The 22,735-nt window shown below is 64.3% G+C and carries 19 protein-coding genes; 6 read left to right on the forward strand and 13 right to left on the reverse strand.

Annotated features, from left to right (window positions below):
- Positions 1 to 7: 7 nt before the first annotated feature.
- From RP6297_RS02520 to RP6297_RS02535, 4 genes are read right to left on the reverse strand one after another with little or no spacing between them, the layout of a single operon-like run.
- A complete protein-coding gene (locus RP6297_RS02520; protein WP_009238998.1) occupies positions 8 to 676 on the reverse strand; it encodes a PqiC family protein in 669 nt (222 codons plus the stop codon).
- A complete protein-coding gene (locus tag RP6297_RS02525; protein WP_009238997.1) occupies positions 673 to 2,316 on the reverse strand; it encodes a PqiB family protein in 1,644 nt (547 codons plus the stop codon). The genes RP6297_RS02520 and RP6297_RS02525 overlap by 4 nt, the downstream gene beginning before the upstream one ends.
- A complete protein-coding gene (locus tag RP6297_RS02530; protein WP_009238996.1) occupies positions 2,313 to 3,050 on the reverse strand; it encodes a paraquat-inducible protein A in 738 nt (245 codons plus the stop codon). The genes RP6297_RS02525 and RP6297_RS02530 overlap by 4 nt, the downstream gene beginning before the upstream one ends.
- Positions 3,047 to 3,826 (reverse strand): paraquat-inducible protein A, encoded by a 780-nt coding sequence (locus tag RP6297_RS02535; protein WP_009238995.1) that lies wholly within the window; start codon positions 3,824 to 3,826, stop codon positions 3,047 to 3,049. Before RP6297_RS02535 ends, RP6297_RS02530 begins: the two co-directional genes overlap by 4 nt.
- A 236-nt stretch (positions 3,827 to 4,062) precedes the next feature.
- Here RP6297_RS02535 and RP6297_RS22665 point away from each other — a divergent pair, with 236 nt between their 5' ends.
- A complete protein-coding gene (locus RP6297_RS22665; protein WP_009238994.1) occupies positions 4,063 to 4,572 on the forward strand; it encodes a hypothetical protein in 510 nt (169 codons plus the stop codon).
- Between the two features lie 18 nt (positions 4,573 to 4,590).
- Here the strand turns inward: RP6297_RS22665 and fghA are convergent, their stop codons facing one another.
- Both fghA and RP6297_RS02550 read right to left on the reverse strand, forming a co-directional pair.
- Positions 4,591 to 5,454: an S-formylglutathione hydrolase gene (gene fghA, locus RP6297_RS02545; RefSeq protein WP_009238993.1), complete on the reverse strand. Its 864-nt coding sequence runs from the start codon at positions 5,452 to 5,454 to the stop codon at positions 4,591 to 4,593.
- Between the two features lie 22 nt (positions 5,455 to 5,476).
- The gene (locus tag RP6297_RS02550) at positions 5,477 to 6,583 is read right to left on the reverse strand and encodes an S-(hydroxymethyl)glutathione dehydrogenase/class III alcohol dehydrogenase (RefSeq protein ID WP_009238992.1); all 1,107 of its coding nucleotides are present in this window, start codon (positions 6,581 to 6,583) and stop codon (positions 5,477 to 5,479) included.
- Between the two features lie 231 nt (positions 6,584 to 6,814).
- Here RP6297_RS02550 and RP6297_RS02555 point away from each other — a divergent pair, with 231 nt between their 5' ends.
- Positions 6,815 to 8,617 (forward strand): methyl-accepting chemotaxis protein, encoded by a 1,803-nt coding sequence (locus RP6297_RS02555; RefSeq protein WP_009277271.1) that lies wholly within the window; start codon positions 6,815 to 6,817, stop codon positions 8,615 to 8,617.
- Between the two features lie 27 nt (positions 8,618 to 8,644).
- On the opposite strand, the gene RP6297_RS02560 is transcribed toward RP6297_RS02555, so the two are convergent.
- The 3 genes from RP6297_RS02560 to RP6297_RS02570 all read right to left on the reverse strand — a co-directional run bounded on the left by RP6297_RS02560 (position 8,645) and on the right by RP6297_RS02570 (position 11,945).
- Complete coding sequence (locus tag RP6297_RS02560; RefSeq protein ID WP_009238990.1) at positions 8,645 to 9,313, reverse strand: glutathione S-transferase family protein; 669 nt, start codon at positions 9,311 to 9,313, stop codon at positions 8,645 to 8,647.
- Between the two features lie 253 nt (positions 9,314 to 9,566).
- Positions 9,567 to 11,324: a GGDEF domain-containing protein gene (locus tag RP6297_RS02565; protein WP_009238989.1), complete on the reverse strand. Its 1,758-nt coding sequence runs from the start codon at positions 11,322 to 11,324 to the stop codon at positions 9,567 to 9,569.
- Between the two features lie 339 nt (positions 11,325 to 11,663).
- The gene (locus tag RP6297_RS02570) at positions 11,664 to 11,945 is read right to left on the reverse strand and encodes an antibiotic biosynthesis monooxygenase family protein (protein WP_009238988.1); all 282 of its coding nucleotides are present in this window, start codon (positions 11,943 to 11,945) and stop codon (positions 11,664 to 11,666) included.
- A gap of 253 nt (positions 11,946 to 12,198) precedes the next feature.
- On the opposite strand from RP6297_RS02570, the gene RP6297_RS02575 reads away from it, so the two are divergent.
- Complete coding sequence (locus RP6297_RS02575) at positions 12,199 to 13,248, forward strand: AI-2E family transporter (protein ID WP_009238987.1); 1,050 nt, start codon at positions 12,199 to 12,201, stop codon at positions 13,246 to 13,248.
- Between the two features lie 40 nt (positions 13,249 to 13,288).
- Here the strand turns inward: RP6297_RS02575 and RP6297_RS02580 are convergent, their stop codons facing one another.
- Positions 13,289 to 14,533, reverse strand: a complete 1,245-nt coding sequence (locus RP6297_RS02580) for a saccharopine dehydrogenase family protein (RefSeq protein ID WP_009238986.1) — start codon at positions 14,531 to 14,533, stop codon at positions 13,289 to 13,291.
- 441 nt (positions 14,534 to 14,974) lie between these two features.
- On the opposite strand from RP6297_RS02580, the gene RP6297_RS02585 reads away from it, so the two are divergent.
- The 3 genes from RP6297_RS02585 (at position 14,975) to RP6297_RS02595 (ending at position 18,972) form a co-directional block, all read left to right on the forward strand.
- On the forward strand, positions 14,975 to 16,561 hold the full coding sequence (locus tag RP6297_RS02585) for an isocitrate lyase (RefSeq protein WP_009238985.1): 1,587 nt from the start codon (positions 14,975 to 14,977) through the stop codon (positions 16,559 to 16,561).
- Positions 16,562 to 16,830: 269 nt separating this feature from the next.
- Positions 16,831 to 18,126, forward strand: coding sequence for an MFS transporter (tcuC, locus tag RP6297_RS02590; RefSeq protein ID WP_009238984.1), 1,296 nt, complete (start codon positions 16,831 to 16,833; stop codon positions 18,124 to 18,126).
- A 63-nt stretch (positions 18,127 to 18,189) separates the two neighbouring features.
- A complete protein-coding gene (locus RP6297_RS02595; protein WP_009277273.1) occupies positions 18,190 to 18,972 on the forward strand; it encodes a substrate-binding domain-containing protein in 783 nt (260 codons plus the stop codon).
- A gap of 36 nt (positions 18,973 to 19,008) precedes the next feature.
- Here RP6297_RS02595 and RP6297_RS02600 read toward each other — a convergent pair whose 3' ends face one another.
- From RP6297_RS02600 to RP6297_RS02610, 3 genes are all read right to left on the reverse strand, one after another.
- The gene (locus RP6297_RS02600; protein ID WP_009238982.1) at positions 19,009 to 19,926 is read right to left on the reverse strand and encodes a LysR family transcriptional regulator; all 918 of its coding nucleotides are present in this window, start codon (positions 19,924 to 19,926) and stop codon (positions 19,009 to 19,011) included.
- 198 nt (positions 19,927 to 20,124) lie between these two features.
- Positions 20,125 to 21,627, reverse strand: coding sequence for a GGDEF domain-containing protein (locus tag RP6297_RS02605; RefSeq protein ID WP_037027485.1), 1,503 nt, complete (start codon positions 21,625 to 21,627; stop codon positions 20,125 to 20,127).
- Between the two features lie 236 nt (positions 21,628 to 21,863).
- The gene (locus RP6297_RS02610; RefSeq protein WP_009238980.1) at positions 21,864 to 22,727 is read right to left on the reverse strand and encodes an SDR family oxidoreductase; all 864 of its coding nucleotides are present in this window, start codon (positions 22,725 to 22,727) and stop codon (positions 21,864 to 21,866) included.
- Positions 22,728 to 22,735 lie beyond the last annotated feature (8 nt).

The raw sequence follows: 22,735 nt of genomic DNA on the forward strand, positions 1-22,735 counted from the left end.
GATCGACCTACCGGCACCACGCCGGCACAGCGGAAGGCGCTTCCAGACCCTGCACGCTCTGCGCAATCTGTTGCGACCATTGCTGGACGAGGCGTTGCGTGGATGACACCACCGCGTTGACGCCAGCCTCTGAATCCGCGGCTGCGGATGGCCCAGACACAGGTAGCGCAAGCATCGTCTGGCAGGTGAGCGCGGCGGTGCTCGCGCCTTGGGCGGCCGCATCGCGCGATACGCGCCACGTCACCAGCGCCGTCACGCCTTGGCCGGGCCGCGCGTCATAGCTGCGCATTTCGGCACCGATGCGGTAGAGCGGCACGCCCGCAGGCGCTGCGGCACTTCCCACGTCCACGGCAGACAGCGTGGTCGCCAGGTTCGCAGACAGCGCATCGCGCAGTTCCGAACCGAACGGCGCGGCCCAACGTTGCTGCTCAAGCGCCACCACTTCGCTGTCGGACGTACGCAGCACGATCTGCGGCTTGTCCAGGCGATCGGGCACCCGCACGCCCGAGAGGCGGAATGCACGCTGAAAGCGGCTGGTGTCGGTTGCTTCAGGGCGCGCCGACAGCGTATGCAAGGTCGGCTCGGGCGAGGCGCACGCGCCAACCAGCAAGGCCACGGCAGCGCCGCCGGCCACGCGAAGAGAAAAAGACAGCATCGTCGTTTGCATCGGCATCATTGCGCGTCCTTTGCCTTGCCGCGGATCAGCGCTTCCGGGTGGCGGTCCAGATAGTCGGTCAGCACGCGCACGGACGCGGCGGCCTTGGCCACCTGTTCCAGCGTGTCGCGCGCATTGCGTTGCAGCGGGGCATCGTCGGAGAAGACCTGCCGCGCAGAGTCGAGCGTGCGGCGCGCCTCGGCCAGCGTTTCCTTCATCTGCGGGGCGAGATCGCTGTTGACGGTCTTGGCCAGTTGCTCGGTCTGCTTGAGCGTAGCGTCGAGCGTCGTCAGCGTGCGGTGAACATCCTGTCCGATCTGCTCGAACGGCACCTTGTTGAGCTTCTTGGCGATGCCGGCAATCTGCGCTTCGATATCGTCCGTTGGGTTGTCGGCCGTGGGGAACACATACGCGCCGTCGCGATCGCGCATGCCGAAGCGCGGCGGGGTCTTCTCGCGCTCGGCCGTGTCGATGAAGTCGAGGTTCACGAACTGCTGTCCCGTCAGCAGGCTCGCGCTCTTGAGCTGCGCGCGCATGCCGTTCTTCACCAGCACGTCGAACTGCGTGCGGACGTCTTCGGCGGCGTGCTGGGGGTTGTCGTCGCGGATGTCCATGCCGAAGCGCGTGGGGTACAGCGTGGCCGTCACGGGCAGCACGAACTCGTGGCGCTTCTTGCTGTAGTGGATGCCGATCGACTTGATCTCGCCCACGTTGATGCCCTTGAATTCCACCGGCGCGCCCACGTTGAGCCCGCGCAGCGAGCGGTGGAAGTACATCACCACGGTCTGCGACAGGTGTTCAGGGTCTTTCAGTGCCATGGTCTCATTGCGCACGAGCTGGAACTCGGCGTCGGAGGCGGCCGTCTCGTGATCGGCTTCTTCGGGCGTCTGGAACGCGATGCCGCCGAGCGCCACGGTCAGGAGCGATTGCGTATCGACCTTCAGCCCGTTGGCGTCGAGCTTGAGGTCGATGCCGCTGGCGTTCCAGAACCGCGTGCCGCGTGCCACAAACTTGTCGAACGGCGCGTTGACGAAGATGTGCAAGGTCACGCCCTTGCCGTCGGCGTCGATGTCGTAGGCAGTGACTTGCCCCACGCGCACGCGGCGGAAATACACCGGGGCGCCGATATCGAGCGAGCCCAGGTCGGGCGCATGCAGCGTGAACTGTTTGCCCGGGGCATCCGCGGAGATGGCTGGCGGTGTGTCGAGGCCCTTGAAGACGGATTTCTTCTCTTGCGAGCGGCCGCCGTCCACGCCGATGTAGGCCCCGGAGAGCAGCGTGCCGAGCCCCGAGATGCTGCCGGCCGCCACGCGCGGACGCACCACCCAGAACCGAGTGTCGGACGCGGCAAACGCCTTGCCGTCATGCGTGAGTTCGATCAGCACCACGGCGCCCGACCGGTCGTCGGTGAGCCCCACAGCCTTGACCACGCCGATATCGACGCTCTTGTATTTCACGCGCGTCTTGCCTGCCTCAATGCCCTCGGCCGAGCTGAACGTGACAGTCACTTGCGCGCCGCGCGCGAGGATCACGCGCGCCATGAGCGTGGCGCCCACCGTAAGCGCCACGATCGGCACCAGCCAGATCAGAGAGGGCAGCCAACGCTTGCGCTTCATGCGGCGCGGCGCGGGAATGTTTTCGTTATCGACGGGGTCGGTCATACATCGGTCTCTTCAGGATCGGGCTCGTCGATGACGTCCCAGATCCGGCGGGGATCAAAACAGCGGGCGGCGAACATGGTCAGCACCACCACGGCGGCAAACGGGCCGACACCAGGGCCGGGTTTGATGATGGCCAGCGTCGACAGATGCACAAGCCCTGCGAGCAGCGTTACCACAAACACATCGAGCATCGACCACCGGCCGATGATCTCGACCAGCGCGTACAGTCGCGTGCGCAGTCGCGGGTTCCAGCGCCAGCGTTGCTGCACCGAAAGGCACAGCACCGCCAGGATGCCGAGCTTGGCCAGCGGCACCAGAAAGCTGGCAATGAACACGATGATGGCCAGGTGCCACGAACCCGACGTCCACAGGTAGACGATTCCGCTCATGATGGTGTCCTGCTGCGAGCCGAGCAGGGTGTCGGTAATCATCACGGGCAGCAGGTTGGCCGGCAGGTACATGGCGGCTGCCGCAATCAGCAGCGCCCAGCAGCGCGCCAGGCTGTCGGGTTTGCGCACGTGCATGGGCGATAGGCAGCGCGGGCAGACGGGCGCTGCGGCGGTGTCGTCGGGCGCGTCTTCGCGCGTGAGCACCGCTTGCGTGGCGGCCGGGGTTTGGGGCATGCGCGCGAGCAGTCCGCAGCGCTCGCATGTCACCAGGCCGTGTGCGGCGGCCCGCAGCGGGCGACCCTCTTGACCGGGTTGCGCCTGTGCAGGCGTGGTGGCGCTGTTCATGGGCGATCCTCGCCGGGGCGGGCCGCGGCGTCCATGCCGGTCGGCGCGTCGACTTGCGAGCCAGGCGGCAGCGTCAGGCCGATCTCGCGCCAGAACGGCCGCAGGTCGATCGACAACGCCACCGTCAGGAACACGGTCAGCGCGGCAAACGCCCACAAGCCCGCGTCGGCTTCCAGCGACACCATGCGCGCCACTTTGATGAGCGCCACCACCACGCCCAGCATGAAGATCTCGACCATCGCCCAGGGGCGAATCAACGCAGCCGCGCGCAGGACGAGCGCGGCCGCCGGATGCTGCCGCCCGCGCCATCTCGCGATAAGCAGCGGCGCCAGCACCGACATGTACATCAGCGGAAAGAACACCGTGGTGAGCGCCACCAGCACGGCAGCGAAGAGCATGTCGTAGTCATACAGCGCCACGATGGCGCCCCACAGCGTGGTGGCGTGCCGGTTGCCGCCGCCGTTCATCTCGGCAATCGGAAAGATGTTGGCGACGATGTAGACGATGAGGCCCGTCACCACCAGAGGCAGCAGCACCGACAGCCGCTCGCTTTGATTGCGATACAGCTTGATGCCGCAGCGTGTGCAATGCGCCTCTTCATCCAGCGCAATGACTTCGTGGCGATGCAGGGTGTCGCAATGCTCGCAGGCGATCCAGGCATCGGGATCGCCCGGCAGCGGCAGGGCGACCGGGGCGGCCTTGGCATCGGTGGTGTCGCCCGCTGGGCGCCATGACTGGGGCAGCGGGATGGGGAGTTTCACGGTGAGCAGCTCCATCGTCGGGCTGAAGGCGCGGTGGCAGCGTTGGACACGCACGCGACGGCGCACCGATAGTCGGGCAGGCGATTATACATACACAGTTGAATGTATAGCTGAGTGCGGACCTCCGCATTTTGACGCACGGTCTCAAGCAAATATCCAGCCAATCAGTGCGTTCGACGATGGCGCCGGGTGATGGCGGAACGGGCCTTGCTGAGTTGGAGGGGCACATCCTCAACCTCAAGGAGCCATTCATGACGTATCTCCGTGCATCTTCTCTTGTTGTCGCGCTGGCGCTGGCCGGCGGTACCGCGGCGGCTTATGCCCAGACGGGGGCGGCCCAATCCAATAGCACGGCGGGCGGCAGCAGCATGTCCCCCGCCGGCGGTACCAGCACCGACGCGACCACCACGGGCAGGGGGGGCACCGCCGTCGACGGTGGTTCGACGGGCAGCGGGCGGGACGCCACCCGCAATCGCAATGCCACCGGCAAGCAAGGACGCTCCGGCAACACATCGTCGCGCTCGGGTTCCAGCGGCGGCAATGGCGGGAGTGCGAACGATTCGACCGGCAGCACGACCGGCGGCGGTTCGGGCGGGGTAGGGGTAGGCGCTCCTGGCACGGGCGGTTCGATGGGCGCGCCGGGCGGCGGTAATGGCGGAGGTACCGGCGGCGCTGCCGGCTCGGGCGGTGTCGGTGGCGGGGCAGGCAGCGGCGGCGCCGGCGGGGCCGCGGGCGGCAGCGGCGGTGGTAGCGGCCGCTAACCGCGCGCTCACCTGCTGCTAACGCAGTTGTGCCGCGTGGTGCAGCAGGTGGTCTTCGATGAAGGTCTCGATGAAGTAGTAGCCGTGGTCGTACCCGGGGTGGCGGCGCAGTTGCAGCGGCTGCCCGGCTGCGGCGCATGCGGCCGCGAAGTCATCCGGGTACAACTGTTCTGCCAGAAATTTGTCGGCCTCGCCCTGATCGACCAGGATGCCGCGCGGAAACGGGCACGACGCCTGCTGCATCAACTGCGTGGCATCGTGCGCTGCCCAGGCGGTGCGATCGTCCCCGAGATACCCGGTGAATGCCTTGATGCCCCACGGGCACACAGACGGATGCGCAATGGGCGCAAACGCAGACACCGAAGCAAAGCGTTCCCGATGGCGTAGCGCCAGCGTCAACGCGCCGTGGCCGCCCATCGAGTGCCCAAAGATGCCAATGCGCCCGGCCGCCACCGGAAAGACCACGCGCGCGATGTGGTGCAGTTCGTCGGCGATATAGCTTTCCATGCGGTAGTGCTCGCGCCATGGCGCCTGCGTGGCGTCCAGATAGAAGCCGGCGGCAATGCCGAAATCCCAGCTGTCGGTTTCGCCGGGGGCGTTCGCGTCGCGCGGGCTGGTGTCGGGGCCGATGAGGATGAGCCCCTCGCGTGCTGCCACGCGCTGCGCACCGGCCTTGATGGCGAACGTCTCTTCCGTGCACGTCAGGCCCGCCAGATAGAACAGCGCGGGGCAGCTCGTGCCTGCCAGCGCCTGGGGCGGCAGGTAGACCGAGAAGCGCATCGGCAGCCCGATCGCCGTCGAGGCATGCTGATAGAAGCGCTGCACGCCACCAAAGCAGGCGTGTTCGGAAAGCAGTTCAAGTGCCGGTACCGGGATCGTCATCGCGTGGCTCCATCCCCAAGGATCAATACAACACGACCGAACGGATCGACTCACCGCGCTTCATCAGCTCGAAGCCTTCGTTGATGCGCTCCAGCGGCAGCGTGTGCGTGATGAGGTCGTCGATGTTGAGCTTGCCTTCCATGTACCAGTCGACGATCTTGGGCACGTCGGTGCGGCCGCGGGCGCCGCCGAATGCGGAGCCCTTCCACTCGCGGCCGGTCACGAGCTGGAACGGGCGCGTGCTGATCTCCGCGCCGGCTTCGGCCACGCCGATGATGATCGATTGGCCCCAGCCCTTGTGGCAGCACTCCAGCGCCTGGCGCATGACCTTCGTGTTGCCGATGCATTCGAACGAGTAATCCGCGCCGCCATCGGTGAGCTGGATGATGTGATCGACCACGTTCTCCACATCGCTCGGGTTGATGAAATGCGTCATGCCGAACTTGCGTGCCATCGCCTCGCGTGCGGGGTTCAGGTCCACGCCGATGATCTTGTCGGCGCCCACCATCTTCGCGCCCTGGATCACGTTCAAGCCGATGCCGCCCAGACCGAACACAACCACGTTTGCCCCCGGTTCCACCTTGGCCGTGTAGACCACCGCCCCCACGCCCGTGGTGACGCCACAGCCGATGTAGCAGACCTTGTCGAACGGCGCGTCGGGGCGGATCTTTGCCAGCGCAATCTCCGGCACCACGATGTGATTGGCAAACGTGGACGTGCCCATGTAGTGAAACAGCGGCTTGCCATCGAGCGAGAAGCGCGACGTGCCGTCCGGCATCAGGCCCTTGCCCTGCGTGGCACGAATGGCCTGGCACAGGTTCGTCTTGCGCGACAGGCAAAACTTGCACTGGCGGCATTCCGGCGTGTAAAGCGGGATCACGTGGTCGCCGGCTTTCAACGATGTGACACCTGCCCCCACCTCGAGCACGACGCCTGCGCCCTCATGCCCGAGGATTGCCGGGAAGATCCCTTCCGGGTCTGCGCCCGAGAGCGTGTAGTAGTCGGTATGGCAGATGCCGGTCGCCTTGATCTCGACGAGCACCTCGCCGGCACGCGGGCCTTGCAGGTCCACTTCTTCCACAGTGAGCGGAGCACCGGCTTTCCAGGCGATGGCGGCTTTGGTTTTCATGCGCATTCCTTTTTTTGAAGTGGAGCCTGCCCGACGTGGGCAGCCTAGGGAGGGCGATTGTAGAACGTTGCCTGCCCCGGCAACGTGACAACAACGTCATGTTCGACAAATCAGACTTCAGATTCTCTTACAACGGCCGTTTCTTGTGCGACGGCAGGCCGACAGGGCCGCGTGCCGCATGCCTTACATGGTGGAACCCCTGCCATGGGCCTCGTAGTAGGAAACCATACCGTGCTTGCATCCATCCGTACTCGCATTTTGCTGACCTGCGTTGCCATCGTGGTCGGCGCATTGACCTTTGCCGGCGGTCTCAACTATCTCGTGACGCGCTCGTACAACGACGAGTCCATCCGCCAGAACCTGCAGTCCGTCGCGCGCGGCCACATCGCTGGCATCGACGACTGGGTGGCGTCCAAGACGCAGATGATGGCGTCGCTGCAAGACGTGGCGGTGTCTGCCGATCCGATTCCGGTCTTCAAGGCCGTGCACAAGGCTGGCGGCTTCATTAACGTCTATGTCGGCTATCCCGACAAGTCGTACAAATTCTCGAACCCCGAAGGCATTCCGCCGACGTATGACCCGACCGCGCGCCCCTGGTACAAGCAGGCGGTGGACGCTGGCAAGCCCGTGGTGACGCCGCCGTACGTGAGCGCCAGCACTGGCCAGCTCGTGGTGACCTTTGCGGTGCCCATTCTGGAAGGCGGCACGCTCAAGGGCGTGATTGGCGGCGACGTGGCAATGGACAGCGTGATCGCCAACGTGAAGGCCATCCATCCGACGCAGGCGAGCTTCGGTTTCCTCGTCAACGCTGCGGGCAAGATCGTTGCGCACCCGAATGACAAACTCACGCTCAAACCGGCAACTGAGCTGGCGGCAGGGTTGAACGAAGCCACACTGGCATCGCTGGCACAAGCCGACAGGCCCGTGGAAGTGACGGTGGATGGGGCGTCCAAGCTGCTCTACCGCCAAGGCGTGAAGGGCACCGACTGGGGCCTGGTGGTGGCGCTGGACAAGTCTGACGCCACCGCGGGTATGCGCTCGCTGGTGATGACGTCGATTGGCGCGCTGGTGGGCGTGGCCATCGTTGCAGCACTCATCGTCGGTGCAATGACGGCACGCGCGTTCCGCCGCCTCTCGATGATCCGCGATGCAATGGACGACATCGGCTCGGGCAGCGGCGACCTCACCAAGCGTCTGCCGTCGGACGGCGAAGACGAAGTCGCGCAGATCGCCCGTTCGTTCAATGCGTTTGCCGACAAGCTCACGGCGGTGATGCAGCAGATCCGCCTGGGCAGCGATTCGGTGCGCTCGGCCGCGCAGGAAATTGCCGCCGGCAACGCAGACCTGTCGCAGCGCACGGAAGAGCAGGCCAGCTCGCTGGAAGAAACCGCGTCTAGCATGGAAGAACTGACGAGCATCGTGAAGCAGAACGCCGACAACGCGCGTCAGGCCAGCCAGCTTGCCGTCACGGCGTCGGACGTGGCCACGCGCGGCGGCAACGTGGTCGGCCAGGTTGTGCAGACCATGGGCGGCATCAACGAGAGCAGCAAGAAGATTGCCGACATCATCGGCGTGATCGAAAGCATCGCCTTCCAGACCAACATCCTGGCGCTGAACGCGGCGGTGGAAGCCGCGCGTGCCGGCGAGCAGGGCCGCGGCTTTGCCGTGGTGGCCAGCGAAGTGCGCAGCCTGGCGCAGCGTTCGGCCGGTGCGGCCAAGGAAATCAAGGCGCTGATCAGCGACTCGGTGGATCGTGTGAGCAACGGCACGGCGCTGGTGGATCAGGCCGGCGTGACCATGGCCGAGATCGTCGATGCGGTGAAGCGTGTGACCGACATCATGGGCGAGATTTCGTCAGCGTCGGAAGAGCAGAGCAGCGGCATCGAGCAGGTCAACCAGGCCGTCAACCAGATGGACCAGGTGACGCAGCAAAACGCTGCGCTGGTCGAGCAGGCGGCTGCCGCTGCGGAATCGCTGGAGGAACAGGCCCACAACCTTAACGAGGCAGTGGGGCAGTTCCGCCTGTCGCACTGAGTCCGCTAGACCTACGCGGTTGCAGCGTTATGGGGCCGGGGCGGCGTTTGTTGCCTCGGCCTTTGCCTTGTCCTGCGCTTCGGCCAGCGCCACGTCGGCAGCTTGCGCGCGCTGCATGGCTGGCCGCGCCATGACGCGGTCAATGTAACCGCGCACCAGCGGTGTTTCCGGGATGAGCTTGAACATCGTCGTCCAGCCCAGCGCCGCACCCCACAGCACATCCGCCGCGATAAAGCGTTCACCCAGCAGGTAAGGACCTTTCTCCAGCTGGGCTGTCAGCGTGCCAAGCATGGTGTCGAAGTTGCCATACGGTGACATCGAATACGCTGCCGGTTCGCGTTTCATCGAGCGGTCGACGATGGCCGGCTCGAAGCACGCGCCGTAGAACGCCATCCAGCGCAGGTACGCACCGCGCAGCGGATCACCCACCGCCGGCGATAGCCCGGCCTCCGGATACAGCTCCGCCGCATACAGATACACCGCTACCTGCTCGGTGATGACCGCATCGCCGTGACGCAGTGTCGGCACCTTGCCCAGCGGATTGATGGCAAGAAACTCCGGTGTCTTGTGCTGGCCGGTCGTCAGGTCGAAGGCATGCAGTTCGTAGTCGGCGCCGAGTTCTTCGAGCAGCATGCGCGCGCCCCGCGAGCGGCTGCGTGGCGAGTGGTACAGAATCAGGCGGCGGTCTTGCGGCATCGTCGGCTCCGATGTGCAGTGCAATGGGTGGATGACAGCTTGCCACTGTAGGCGGTCGATCCGGCTCCGTCTTGGAAGAATGCGCTGCGGCGGTGCATCATCGCGGCATTGTTTCTGCTGCTGCCGCTTCCAAGAGCGATCTGCGTGAGGTTGTCGACAAACCAAACACACGCAACTTCCGGCGCCTTGTGGGAAAGGCACCTGCGGAGTATTGCGTATTGGCGCGCCAATCAGCCTTAGCGCTCTCCGCGCATCAATCCGCCGCGAGCGCCACGTCGGGCGACGCAGGCGGGCGGTCCGCCATCACGCAGTTGCGCCCCGCCAGCTTGGCGGCATAGAGCAGATGGTCTGCCCGCCGCAGCAGCGGCTCCAGTTGGGGGCCATCCGCCGCGGGCGCTGCCGCCACGCCAAAGCTGGCCGTCATGCGGCAGGGCAGATCGGTACCGGTGGGCACCGTCACCTCGGCAATGCGATGGCGCAGATGATCGGCCACCGCGCGGGCCTGCGCGAGGCTGTCTGCCCAAACCATCACCGCGAATTCCTCGCCGCCGATGCGCGCCACCATGTCGGCCGACGGGCCTTCAGCGCGGCACAGTCTTGCAACGGTGCGCAGCGCTTCATCGCCCACGGCGTGGCCGTATGTATCGTTGATGCGCTTGAAGTGGTCGATGTCGAACATGATCAGTGCAATGAGCCGCGCCTTCGGCTGCGGCGATTTGCACATCGCGCCGGCGCGGTCCTCAAAGGCGCGACGGTTGAGCAACTGGGTGAGCGGGTCGGTCTCGGCCATGCGCGAGAGTTCCTGCATCAGGTGCGCGCGTTCCACCTCCAGCCGGCGGCGCTCGATGCTATTGATGCGCAGCACGCGGATCGCGTCGAACATCGCTCGGATCTCGCGCCGCGCAAAGTCGGTCGGGATGTGCACACTCAAGTTGCCTCGCGCAATCCCGTCGATCAGCCGCGTGGCGTTGACAAACGGCCCCACCACGTTGCGGCGGAACGAAATCGTCATCCACGCCAGCGCGCCCAGCACCGACACCACGGCGCCTGCCGAGCCCATCAGCACCAGCAGCATCGCCCGCCGATGTTCGCGGATGTCGTCATCCGCCAGGCGCAGCACGATATCGCGGAAATCCGTGATGGCGCGCATGGTAGGCACGTATCGCTCGGCGAATGCGGCTGGGGTGATATCGACACCGCCAAGCTGGCTGGCCTTCGCGCGCACGGCCGCCACGTAGCGCAACCCGTCCCCGAAGTACTGGGCGCCAAGCGTGGCCAGGGCGTGCTGGTTCAATGGCGCCCGCCCGCCCACGCGGGTCTCGATCATGCTGCGCAGTTGGTCGATGCGGCCTTGCGTGCGTTCGATGGCAAGCTGCTCGTCAAACGTGAGCATGCGGTGCATGGCCAGCGCACCGGTAAAGCGCGAACCGAGCTGGCCCGCGTATTCACGCAGATCGGCCGACAGCCGCGCCAGCGTCAGGCAATTGAGCACGTCGGGATCGCCGCGCGTGATGTTGGCCGTGCGCGCGTTGACGATGGGCAGGAATTCGGGGATGACCGCGATCATGCGGTTCACGCCATCGGCCAGGTCGTCGCTGCTGCGTGAGCGCAGGGGCAGGGCGGTCAGCCGGTCGATGTTGGCGCGCGCGGCGGCCAGATGCGTCTGGGCGCGGCGCGCGGCCTGGATGTCGGCCTCGCAGCCTGGGCAATGTTCAGGGCCCAGCGCGTCGAGCAATTGGGCGACGTGCTCGTCGCTGGTGGCGCGCATGCGTTGCAGGGCCGCGCTGCGCTCGGCCGGCACCGGCAAGTCTTCGCCGAGAACGCCGTTGGTCGGGCCGCGTTCGGCTGAAACCTTCTCCATGGCCAGCAACGTCATGCGCAGCGCCTGGACGCTGCGGGCGGAATCGTCGGCACGGCCGTAGGCCAACCATGCATAGCCCAGCAGCCAGCACGATAACGACAACACCGGAACGAGGACGATGGCGACGCTGGCGCCAAAGCGCCTGTCCATCGACGTTTCAGAAGACATGAACGGAGTGGTGGAGCGTCTTGGCGGGCGGTTGGGCGGGCCGGAAGGCGGTTGCGAACGGGTTGCACAGGTGCCGACGCGCTTGCCGCGTGCAGTACACGTTTCTGGCTAACGGCAGCATTGGACGCTTCTTTACCGTGCCATTGGACCCGCGCCGCGAGCGCGGACTGCAAACAAATGCAAAAGGATTTTTTACGGAATATTCAGGCCGGAGCCCTGAAAAAAGGGCCGGGCGGCCGGGTTGTTGCCGCGGCATGGCACGAGATGGCGCCACGCGCATCCCGTGCCTGGATGAGCATCGAACGATTCGGGGCGGGTCGACTACTTGACCGCCACCTCGGAGTGCACCACTTCCGGCGCCTTGGCAAAGAACGGGCCGACCAGCTTGCGCCATTCCTGGAAATCGTCGGATTCGCGAAAATCGACCATATGGTCTTCCACGGTGTTCCAGCGCACCAGCAGCACGTAGCTGGTGTCGCGCTCGACGAGGTGATGCAGCTCGGCGCAGTGGCACCCCTTGGCGCGCGCAAACAGCGGCAAGGCTTGCTGGACGGCGGCTTCAAACTCGCGTTGCTTGCCGGCGAGAATTTCGATGTGGGCCATTTCGAATACCACGTTGTGCTCCGTTTGGTTGGAAGGGTGAGCAGACTATAGCCGGCAATCGGTTTCGCCATCGCCTGGCGTGCATGAGACTGTTCGGCGCGCGGGCGTCAATGTCGGGTTGGCTTCCAAACGTCTGTCTGCCCGGATGCGGCCCCTATGACAACGGCAACCGCGCGGGCATACTCGGATTTCATTGCCTTGGCCCGAATCCTGCTCAGGCCTTTCAGGCGTCACCTTCAAGCAAAAACAACCCATGGATAGCGGAAACGGCCACCAGAAATTCTTCTTCCTCCTGCTGTTTGTCGTCACCCTCGGGCTCTGCTGGATCCTCTCGCCGTTCTTTGGCGCGGTGTTCTGGGGCGTCATCCTGGCGATTCTGTTTCAGCCCGTGCAGCGCGCGCTGGTCGCCCGGATGGGCAAGCGGCCCAACCTGGCGGCGCTCGCCACGCTCACGCTGATCATTCTCATCGTGATCCTGCCCGTGATCTTTGTGACGGCGACCATCGTGCAGGAAATCGGCGTCGCCTATCAGCAGATCCAGGGCGCGCAGCCGAATTACTCCAGATACCTCTCCGAGGCGGTGCAGGCGCTGCCGACGTGGGTGCAGCAACTGCTTGCCAAAGCCGGCCTGACGAACATTGCCGGCATCCAGAAGAAGCTCGCCGATGGCGCTGCGCAGATCAGCCAGTTTGCCGCCACGAAGGCCCTGAGCATCGGGCAGAACACGTTCCAGTTCGTGGTGGGTTTCGGCGTGATGCTCTACATGGTGTTCTTCCTGCTGCGCGACGGCACCGACATTGGCCGCCGCGTGCGCCGCGCGCTGCCGATGGACGAAGAGCACAAGCGCCTGCTGCTGAACAAATTCACGACCGTCGTGCGCGCCACCGTCAAAGGCAACATTGCCGTGGCGCTGGTGCAGGGCGTGCTCGGCGGGCTCATCTTCTGGTTCCTCGGCATTGACGGCGTGGTGCTGTGGGGCGCGCTGATGGCGTTCCTGTCGCTGCTGCCCGCGATTGGCGCGAGCCTCGTCTGGATTCCGGTCGCGCTTTATTTCCTGATGGTGGGCGCGATCTGGAAGTGCGTGATCCTGGTGGCCTTCTGCGGTGGCGTCATCGGCTTGGTCGACAACCTGCTGCGCCCGCTGCTGGTCGGCAAGGACACCAAGATGCCCGACTGGGTCGTGCTGATCTCCACCCTGGGCGGTATGGAGCTGTTCGGCATCACCGGCTTCGTGATCGGGCCGTTGGTCGCCGCGCTGTTCATGGCCAGCTGGGACATCTTTGCGCGTGAACAGAGCGAGTGATGCCGCTGCCGAGCGGACGCTTCATCGCGCTCATATCCGCTCATATCCGCTCAAAACGCAGACCTGCGTGGCGGGTCAGGCGCTCGATGAATCGGTCATCGAACATGGTGGCGGGCGTCCAGAAGCCGCCTGGGCGCCCGGTCTTGAGGCCGTCTTTCGTGTGGTCGAGCGCAAGACTGATGGCGGCCTGGCCGAGCATCTTGCTGGTCGAGCCATAGCCGGGGTCGCGATCCCCGGTCACCTTCACCCGCAAGGTGTTTCCTTGATCGGTGCGGCCAAAGAGCCGCAGGTCATAGCGGCCAGCCAGTTGCGCCGCAGGCGTGGGGCCTTCGCCGGGTTTGGGCAACAGAAAGCGCTGCATTACGATGCGGGCGGGCTTGATGACAATGCCCAGCATGAATGCGGCCAGGCCGGCCACCATAGTCATCGCTCTCATACGACCGCTCAGGCCTGCTCCGGTGATCACCGCTTCGTCATAGAGGAATGGATTGCCATAGGCGTTGCCGGACAAGGCGTTGGAGCGATGCACCACGCGCTCGTTGATGGCGGCCATGACAAACGGTGCAATCCACACACCGAAATCGGCATCGAATGCCGCGCCTCTGACAGAGCGCTGGCGTGCCGTGAAGCCGTGGCCCCTCGGGCACAGCGCGTAAGGGTCGGCCAGCTCCCTGCGCAAGGCAGGGTCGGCAGCGGCTTCCTGCACGACGTTGACGAGGCTGGCCACGGTGCCGCCGGAGGCGCCGCCTTTCAGTGTCTTGACCCGCAACTTCACCTGCGTGACGGGCGTGCCCCATTGCCGCATGGCTTGTTGCTGCAGGAAGTAGACCCCCATGTCCGATGGCACCGAGTCGAAGCCGCAGCAATGCACGATGCGTGCCCCAGACCGCTGCGCCGTCGCTTCATATGTGTCGATCATGCGCTTGATCCACTGCGTCTCTCCGGTGAGGTCGCAGTAGTCCGTCCCGCTTTCGGCGCAGACCTTGATCAACGGCTCGCCATATAGGGCATAGGGGCCGACCGTAGACACCACCACCCGCGTCTGTGCGCACAGGGCCTGCAATTGCGCTTCGCTGGCAGCGTCCGCCACGATGATCGGAACGGACTCGCCTGCCGCACCCAGCGAACGTTTGACCTCCAGGAGCTTCGCTTCGGATCGTCCGGCGATGGCCCAGCGCAGCGTTTCCGCATCCCCCGAAAAGTGCTCTGCCAGGTAGCGGGTCAGGATCTGGCCGACAAAGCTCGTGGCGCCAAACACGACAACGTCATAGTCAGGAGCGGGCATGGGGTCTTCCTTTTTGATGGGCGGGTGAAGGGGTCGGTACGGCTGCCTTCCATCGTTCAGCGGCAAGCAATAGTGAAGGCGCCGGACTCGTCGAGCAACTCACAGCGCCGGCATCGCTCGACCTGGGCAGATACGCATCCGCCCGGCGTCAGTCCAGGCGTTCGCCAGCCTCCGGCACTTGAAAGGTTGTTTCACATTATGGAATCCGCTAGGAATTTCTCTTGCGTGGCCTTCCCGTTTGCTGAAAAACCATTCCGCATTGCAAAATAAGTTGTCTATCTCATTGAAAAATAAAGAAAAACTAACTCTTATGTCTTATATAAGACCTTGCTGCGACGCGTCAAAGCCGGCCTACAATAAATCCATGCTGCTCGCTTCGAATTCCGTAGCTGCACACGCAACCGATTCTTCTCAAACGCGCTTTATTTCCAGGAAATTGACATGGCCCAGTATCAAGACGACATCAAGGCAGTTGCCGGTTTGAAAGAGACCTACGGCAACGCATGGAACGCGATCAACCCCGAGTACGCTGCCCGAATGCGTGCCCAGAACAAGTTCAAGACGGGTCTGGACATCGCCAAGTACACCGCCAAGATCATGCGTGCGGACATGGCTGCCTACGACGCCGATCCGTCCAAGTACACGCAGTCGCTGGGTTGCTGGCACGGCTTCATCGGCCAGCAGAAGATGATTTCCATCAAGAAGCACTTCAAGAGCACCGAACGCCGCTACCTGTACCTGTCGGGCTGGATGGTCGCTGCGCTGCGCTCCGAGTTCGGCCCGCTGCCGGACCAGTCGATGCACGAGAAGACTTCGGTCAGCGCGCTGATCCGCGAGCTGTACACCTTCCTGCGTCAAGCGGACGCCCGCGAGCTGGGTGGCCTGTTCCGCGAACTGGACGCTGCCAAGGACCCCGCCGCCAAGGCCGCCATCCAGGAAAAGATCGACAACCACGTCACCCACGTCGTGCCCATCATTGCCGACATCGACGCCGGTTTCGGCAATGCGGAAGCGACCTACCTGCTGGCCAAGCAGTTCATTGAAGCGGGCGCCTGCTGCATCCAGATCGAAAACCAGGTGTCGGACGAGAAGCAGTGCGGCCACCAGGACGGCAAGGTCACCGTGCCGCACGAGGACTTCCTGGCCAAGATCCGCGCGATCCGTTACGCGTTCCTGGAGCTGGGCGTGGACGACGGCATCATCGTCGCCCGTACCGATTCGCTGGGCGCCGGCCTGACCAAGCAGATCGCCGTGACGAACACGCCGGGCGACCTGGGCGACCAATACAACTCGTTCCTCGATTGCGAAGAACTGTCGGCTGACCAACTGGGCAACGGTGACGTCGTGATCAAGCGTGACGGCAAGCTGCTGCGTCCGAAGCGCCTGCCGAGCAACCTGTTCCAGTTCCGCGCCGGCACGGGCGAAGCGCGTTGCGTGCTCGACTGCATCACCTCGCTGCAAAACGGCGCAGACCTGCTGTGGATCGAAACCGAAAAACCGCACATCGGCCAGATCGGCGGCATGGTCAAGGAAATCCGCAAGGTCATCCCGAACGCCAAGCTGGTGTACAACAACAGCCCGTCGTTCAACTGGACGCTGAACTTCCGTCAGCAGGTGTATGACGCGATGAAGGAAGCCGGCAAGGACGTGTCGGCCTACGAGCGCGGTCAGCTGATGAGCGCCGAGTACGACGACAGCGAATTGGCGAAGCTCGCCGACGAGAAGATCCGCACCTTCCAGGCCGATGCGTCGCGCGAAGCCGGCATCTTCCATCACCTGATCACGCTGCCGACGTACCACACCGCCGCGCTGTCGACCGACAACCTGGCTAAGGAATACTTCGGCGACCAGGGCATGCTCGGCTACGTGGCTGGCGTGCAGCGGAAGGAAATCCGTCAGGGCATCGCCTGCGTCAAGCACCAGAACATGTCGGGCTCGGACATCGGCGACGACCACAAGGAATACTTCAGCGGCGAAGCAGCGCTGAAGGCTGCAGGTAAAGACAACACCATGAACCAGTTCCACTGATTCGCGGTTGGGGGTCTCACCCTGAGCAGAACGCCAACCCATTGCGGGTTGGCGTTTTTTTTGGGGGCAATTCCGACGCAATGACTTGCTTGAACCTGCCGTTTGGCGTCCACCCACAGGACGTTGCGCGCACAAGGGATTGATAATCAAAGCACATCAATCCTTCCGAAAATTGCACTTCTCGTTTGTCAGTCTCCCAGCGAACATTGCCAAAACGACAAACGCCGTTCAACGGCGTATTCTTTTTTTGGCTTCCAGGAGACACCCCGATGCACCCCCCGTCCAGCCTGTCGACCGGGCAATCCAAAGCCGCTGCGGTCTTCCGCGTCACCGCCGGGAATTTCCTGGAGCAGTTCGACTTCTTTCTGTTCGGCTTCTATGCCACGCAGATCGCCAACGTCTTCTTTCCGACCGAAAGCGAGTTCGCCTCGCTGATGATGACGTTCGCTGTTTTTGGCGCCGGTTTTCTGATGCGGCCGCTCGGCGCAGTCGTGCTCGGCGCCTACATTGACGATGTCGGTCGCCGAAAAGGCCTGATCGTCACGCTGTCCATCATGGCAAGCGGGACGGTGCTGATCGCGTTCGTTCCCGGTTACGCCACGATCGGCCTGCTGGCACCGGCGCTCGTGTTGCTGGGGCGTCTCCTCCAGGGCTTCTCGGCCGGTGCGGAACTGGGCGGCGTATCGGTGTATCTGGCCGAGATGGCCACGCCGGGGCGCAAGGGCTTCTTCACGAGCTGGCAGTCCGCCAGCCAGCAGGTCGCCATCGTCGTGGCGGCCGGCCTTGGGTTCGCGCTCAACCAATGGCTGAGTGCGCCGGCCATCGCCGCATGGGGATGGCGTGTGCCGTTCTTTGTCGGCTGCATGATCGTGCCGTTCATCTTCGTGCTGCGCCGCAATCTTGAAGAAACGCAGGAATTCAACGCCCGCAGGCACCGTCCGAGCATGAGGGAGGTGTTCGGCACGCTGCTGCAAAACTGGGGTGTCGTCGTTGCCGGCATGATGCTCGTGGCGATGACCACGACGAGCTTCTACCTCATCACCGTCTATGCGCCGACGTTCGGTAAAACCGTCTTGCATCTGAGCACGGCCGACAGCCTGCTCGTGACGCTCTGCGTGGGGGTGTCCAACTTCGTGTGGCTGCCGATTGGCGGAGCGCTTTCCGACAGGATTGGTCGCCGGCCGCTGCTCATCGGCATGACGGTGCTCACGATTGCAACGGCATATCCGGCGCTGTCATTCCTCGCACTCGCGCCGAGCTTCATGAACATGCTGCTCGTGCTGCTGTGGCTGTCGTTCATGTACGGCATCTACAACGGCGCGATGGTTGTCGCGCTCACCGAAGTGATGCCCGTGCAGGTGCGCGTGGCCGGATTCTCGCTTGCCTATAGCCTCGCGACGGCAGTGTTTGGCGGCTTTACACCGGCCATCTCGACAGCGGTCATTCACATGACCGGCGACAAGGCTGCCCCTGGCTACTGGATGAGTTTTGCCGCCGCGTGCGCACTGATGGCGACGTTGACGCTCTATCGCCGCCGTGCATTGACGCTGGCGCCGGCGCACTGACGCGGGGTGCATCCCGCGCCCCGCATCTTCACAAACAATGTACGACCTGGCATGACCCTCACCATGAAGACTCTGCTTCTGAAACTGTGCGCAGCCGCGCTTGTCGCAACGTCGGCGGTGGCAGCCACCGTCCACGCTGCCGAATTGCACGTCATGAGTTCCGGTGGCTTTACGGCGGCTTATAAGGTGCTTGGGCCCAAGTTCGCCGCGCAGACGGGCAACTCGCTCAACACTGCACTCGGCCCGTCGATGGGCAAGTCGCCCGAAGCGATTCCGAATCGGCTCGCACGTGGCGAACCTGCCGACGCCGTGATCATGGTCGGCTACGCCCTCGACGATCTGATCAAGCAAGGCAAGGTCATCCCGGAATCGCGCGTGGAACTGGCCGACTCGCGCATCGGCATGGTCGTGCGCGAAGGCGCGGCCAAGCCCGACATCAGCTCACCCGAAGCCCTCAAGCACGTGCTGCTGCATGCCAAGTCGATCGCCTATTCGGATAGCGCGAGCGGCGTCTATATCGAGCGCGAGCTGTTCAAGAAGCTCGGTATTGAAGAGCAGGTCAAGGCGAAGGCGAAGATGATTCCGCGTATTCCGGTGGCGTCGGTGGTGGCGACCGGCGACTACGAAGTCGGCTTCCAGCAAGTGAGCGAGTTGCTGCCGGTGCCCGGTGCCACCTTCGTCGGGAAGATTCCCGAGTCGCTGCAGTCGGTGACGCGCTATGCTGCGGGCATCCCGGTTGGCGCCCAGCACCCGAAAGAAGCCAAGGCGCTTCTCGACTACCTTGCTTCGCCCGCAGTGCAGGCAGACGTGAAGTCAACCGGGCTTGATTCCGTGCCTGGCCAATGAGGTAGTGCAGCGGCGCGGCAGGTCAAGCGGTGCGGGTCATGCATCGCCCGTGGTCACGCCGCTGCGCTTGGCGTCGATGATCATCTGGTGAAATTCTTCTGCGGCGGGCGTCAATGCCCGGCCGCGCCGCTTCACGATACCCACGCGCCGTTTCACGACCGGCTCCACCAGCGGCACGCTCGTGAGGATTGGATGGTCATGCCCCGGCATGGCCATCGATGGCACCGCAGCGACACCCAGCCCCGCTTCAACCAGCCCCAGCATGGTCGTGACGTGCCGCGTCTCGCAGACGCTTGGTGCACGCGGGGCGACGGCCGACAGCGCCTGATCGAGCAGCAGGCGGTTACCGGAGGTCTTGTCCACCGACACGTATTCGTGCGCGTAAAGCTCCTTCCATGTCACGCGCTTCTTGCGGGCGAGCGGATGATCGCGCCGGCATGCTGCAACAAACCGCTCCTGCAGCAGCATCTTGAATTCAATCTCCGGTTCCTGACTGCCCATGAAGCTCAGGCCAAAGTCGGCCTCGCCGCTGATGACTGCCCCCAGCACTTCGTTTGCGCTTGCATCGAGCAGCTTGACCCGGATGCGTGGAAAGCGGCGGTGATAGTTCGCAATCAGGTTCGGCAGAAAGTAATAGGCCACCGACGGCACGCATGCGATGGTCACCTGCCCGAGGCGGCTCGATGAAACGTCGCGGATACCGAGCAGGGCGACGTCGAGATCGTCGAGCAGTTGTTCAGCGCTGCGGGCGAACACGCGGCCGACGGTGGTGAGTGTGACGCTGCGGGTGGTGCGCTCAAACAGGGGAACGCCGAGCGCGCTTTCGAGCTTGTCGATCCGGCGGCTCAACGCGGGCTGGGAAATGCTGATCGCCTCGGCGGCCTTCCGGAAGTTGCCCAACTCCACCACCGCGCGAAATGCCTGCAAGTCCGTCAAATCGAAATTGATGCCCACCGGCCAGCCCCCACATCCCAGATGCGCAGCATTTTGCGCGATTTATCACGGGGTGACACGTCTCCAGCGGCCCGCGGCGTGGCCCGCCCAGTTGGATGCTTTGGCTCGGGCGGCACGTACCAGACGCCGATCAACACCGACGGCGGCCAGCTTGCGCGACTGCTCGGTCTGTAGATCGGGGCCGGCGCTCACGTAAGGCTAGGCAACCGTGGCGTAGTCAACGCGGTTGCGGCCTTTTCGCTTGGCTTCGTAGAGCGCATCGTCCGCAGCCTTGGTCAATGCGTTCCGCGACGGGAGGCTCGCGCGCCGCGCGGTCGCGCAACCGACGCTCACGGTGAAAGGGGCCACACCTGCGTCGGGGACGTGCGCGCCGGCGCCTTCCACTTCGGCACGGATCGCTTCGGCGATCCGCGTGGCACCCGCTTCGTCCGTATCGGGCAACAGCACCACGAATTCCTCTCCGCCGTATCGGGCCGCCAGGTCGCCGCGTCGTCGCGCATGCTTGGAAATGCACTGGGCGAGGTACTGAAGCGCGACGTCGCCCTGAGCATGGCCGTGCGCGTCGTTATAGCGTTTGAAGTGATCGGCATCGATAAAGAGCACGGACAGCCGACTGTCATTCCGTTGCAGCCGATCCCACTCGTTCTCCAGCGCAACATCCAGGGCGCGCCTGTTCTTCAGCCCGGTGAGCGGGTCGGTTTGTGTCAGCTCACGCAGGTGGTTTTCCGCCATCACGCGGCCCCGCAGCGCAAAAGCCAGGAGCCATACGCCTGCGCAGAAGGCGAGGCTGACCGACAGCGACGACAACCCGACGATCCACGACAGCCGTTGCCACGGTGCAAGCGCGTCGCTCATGGCGGGGGCAACGACCGCGATGAACGGTGTGCCCGGCACGCGCTGAAACGTGTAGAGCCGCAGCACACCGTCGCTGGACGACGGCGCCACGTAAAAGCCGGACTCCTGATTCACCATGCGCGGGAACGTCAACGATTTGTTGAGATCGGGTGCCCGAGCCGCGCTGGGCGGTGGATTTCTCGCCAGCAGCGTGCCGTCGGTGCGCACGATGGCCGTAACGCCGCGTGGCCCCACATCGAGCTTTTCAAGAAGCTGCTTGAAGTAATCGAGGTCGATTGCCACCAGTGCGGTGCCCGCAAACGTCCCATCCCGCCGGTCCATCCTTCGGCTCAGCGCGATGGCCTCCACGCCTGCGCGTGACCGGGCCTTGTAGACGCCGGACACATAGAGGCCAACGTTTGCGTGATCGCGATGAACGATGAAGTAGTCGCGGTCACTGAAATCCCAGCGGTGGGTCAAGGAGCAGCACCCGTCAACGAGCTGGCCCTTGTCGTCGGTCACGCCCATGCCGGTGACATACCGGGCCGATGCCGTCGGGCTGAACAGCAGATCGTGCCGAACCTGCGGATCGAGGTTGCGGATGCCGGGTTTGTCGAGCGCGCCTATCAGCGTCTGCAACGACTGGTCTGCCGATTCAACGGTGCGTGAAATGTGGCTGGCCAGAACGGCGGCGACATTCTTCGAGGTGTCGTGTGCGTGCTCGATGGCCGTTTCGCGGTTGGCCCACAGGGTCAGCACACTGATTGCCAGGACAATGGATGTCATCAACGTTCCCAGTGCACCAACGATCAAGGGGTGGTGGCCTGCCGATGTGGCCAGCCGTTGGGCAAGGGGGCGAAGGGGCATGTCGTGGTCTTGGGCGACGACAAACCGCACCTCTGCCTGTTCGACGAGGCATCGGGCGATCGATCTTGGAGACGGTATGGATGCGTGTGGGGCACGCCGTCACCGCTGGTTATCGGCACAAGACACCAAAACTGCAGCCCCGCGAGCGGTTAACGTCGCTCCCGCTCAGCGCAAAGGCGCGGAAGAGGGCAGGCGGGCGCCAGGCTCCCGCCCGTCGCCTGCCCGCCCCGCGCGCCTCACTGCGCAAGCGTCGCAGCGAAATCGCGATACGTGCCCAGCGGCCGCCCCAGAATGCGGGTCAGGCGCTCGACATCGCCCGCCTGCGGCACCATGCCGTCGCTGACATAGCGTTCGGCCATCAGGCGCATCTCATAAGCCATCCATTTGGGCAGGAAGTTGGTCAGATTGGTCTCGAATCCGCTCGGATCGTCGCCGCCATAGGCCACGGGGCGGCCGAGCGTTTCAGACCAGATCGAGGCCAACTCGGGGCCCGTCAGCGTGTCGGGGCCCACCAGGTTGATGGTCTCGATCGGCAGCTTGCCCGGTGCCGCATCCCGGCGGATCAACTCAATGGCCGCGACTTCTGCGATGTCGCGTGTGTCGACCATCGCAACCCCCTTGCTGCCGATCGGCATCGGGTAGACGCCATGGTTGACGATGACGTCCTTCACCATGTGTTCGTTGTCCATGAAATAGGCCGGACGCAGGATGGTGGCGCTGAAGCCCATCTGCTCGATCATGCGTTCCGCGCCGGACTTCACTGCAAAATGCGGCACGTTCACGAAGCGCTCGGCATGCATGACGGACAGATAGACAACGCGCTCAACGCCGGATTCGCGCGCCACGTTCAGCGCAAGCAAGGCCTGCGTGAATTCGTCGCCTGCGACCGCATTGAGCAGGAACAGGGTCCGGACACCAACGAAGGCACGCCGCAGCGATTCGATATCCAGCATGTCGCCCTGCACGACGTTCACGCTGGCCGGGAAGTCGGCCTTTGACGGGTCGCGCACCAGCGCGCGCACGTCCGCACCGCGGTTGGCAAGTTGATGGACGACTTGGCGGCCGACGCGGCCGGTAGCACCAGTAACGAGGATGGTCATGATGTTCA

The organism is Ralstonia pickettii (assembly GCF_016466415.2).
Taxonomy (GTDB): domain Bacteria; phylum Pseudomonadota; class Gammaproteobacteria; order Burkholderiales; family Burkholderiaceae; genus Ralstonia; species Ralstonia pickettii.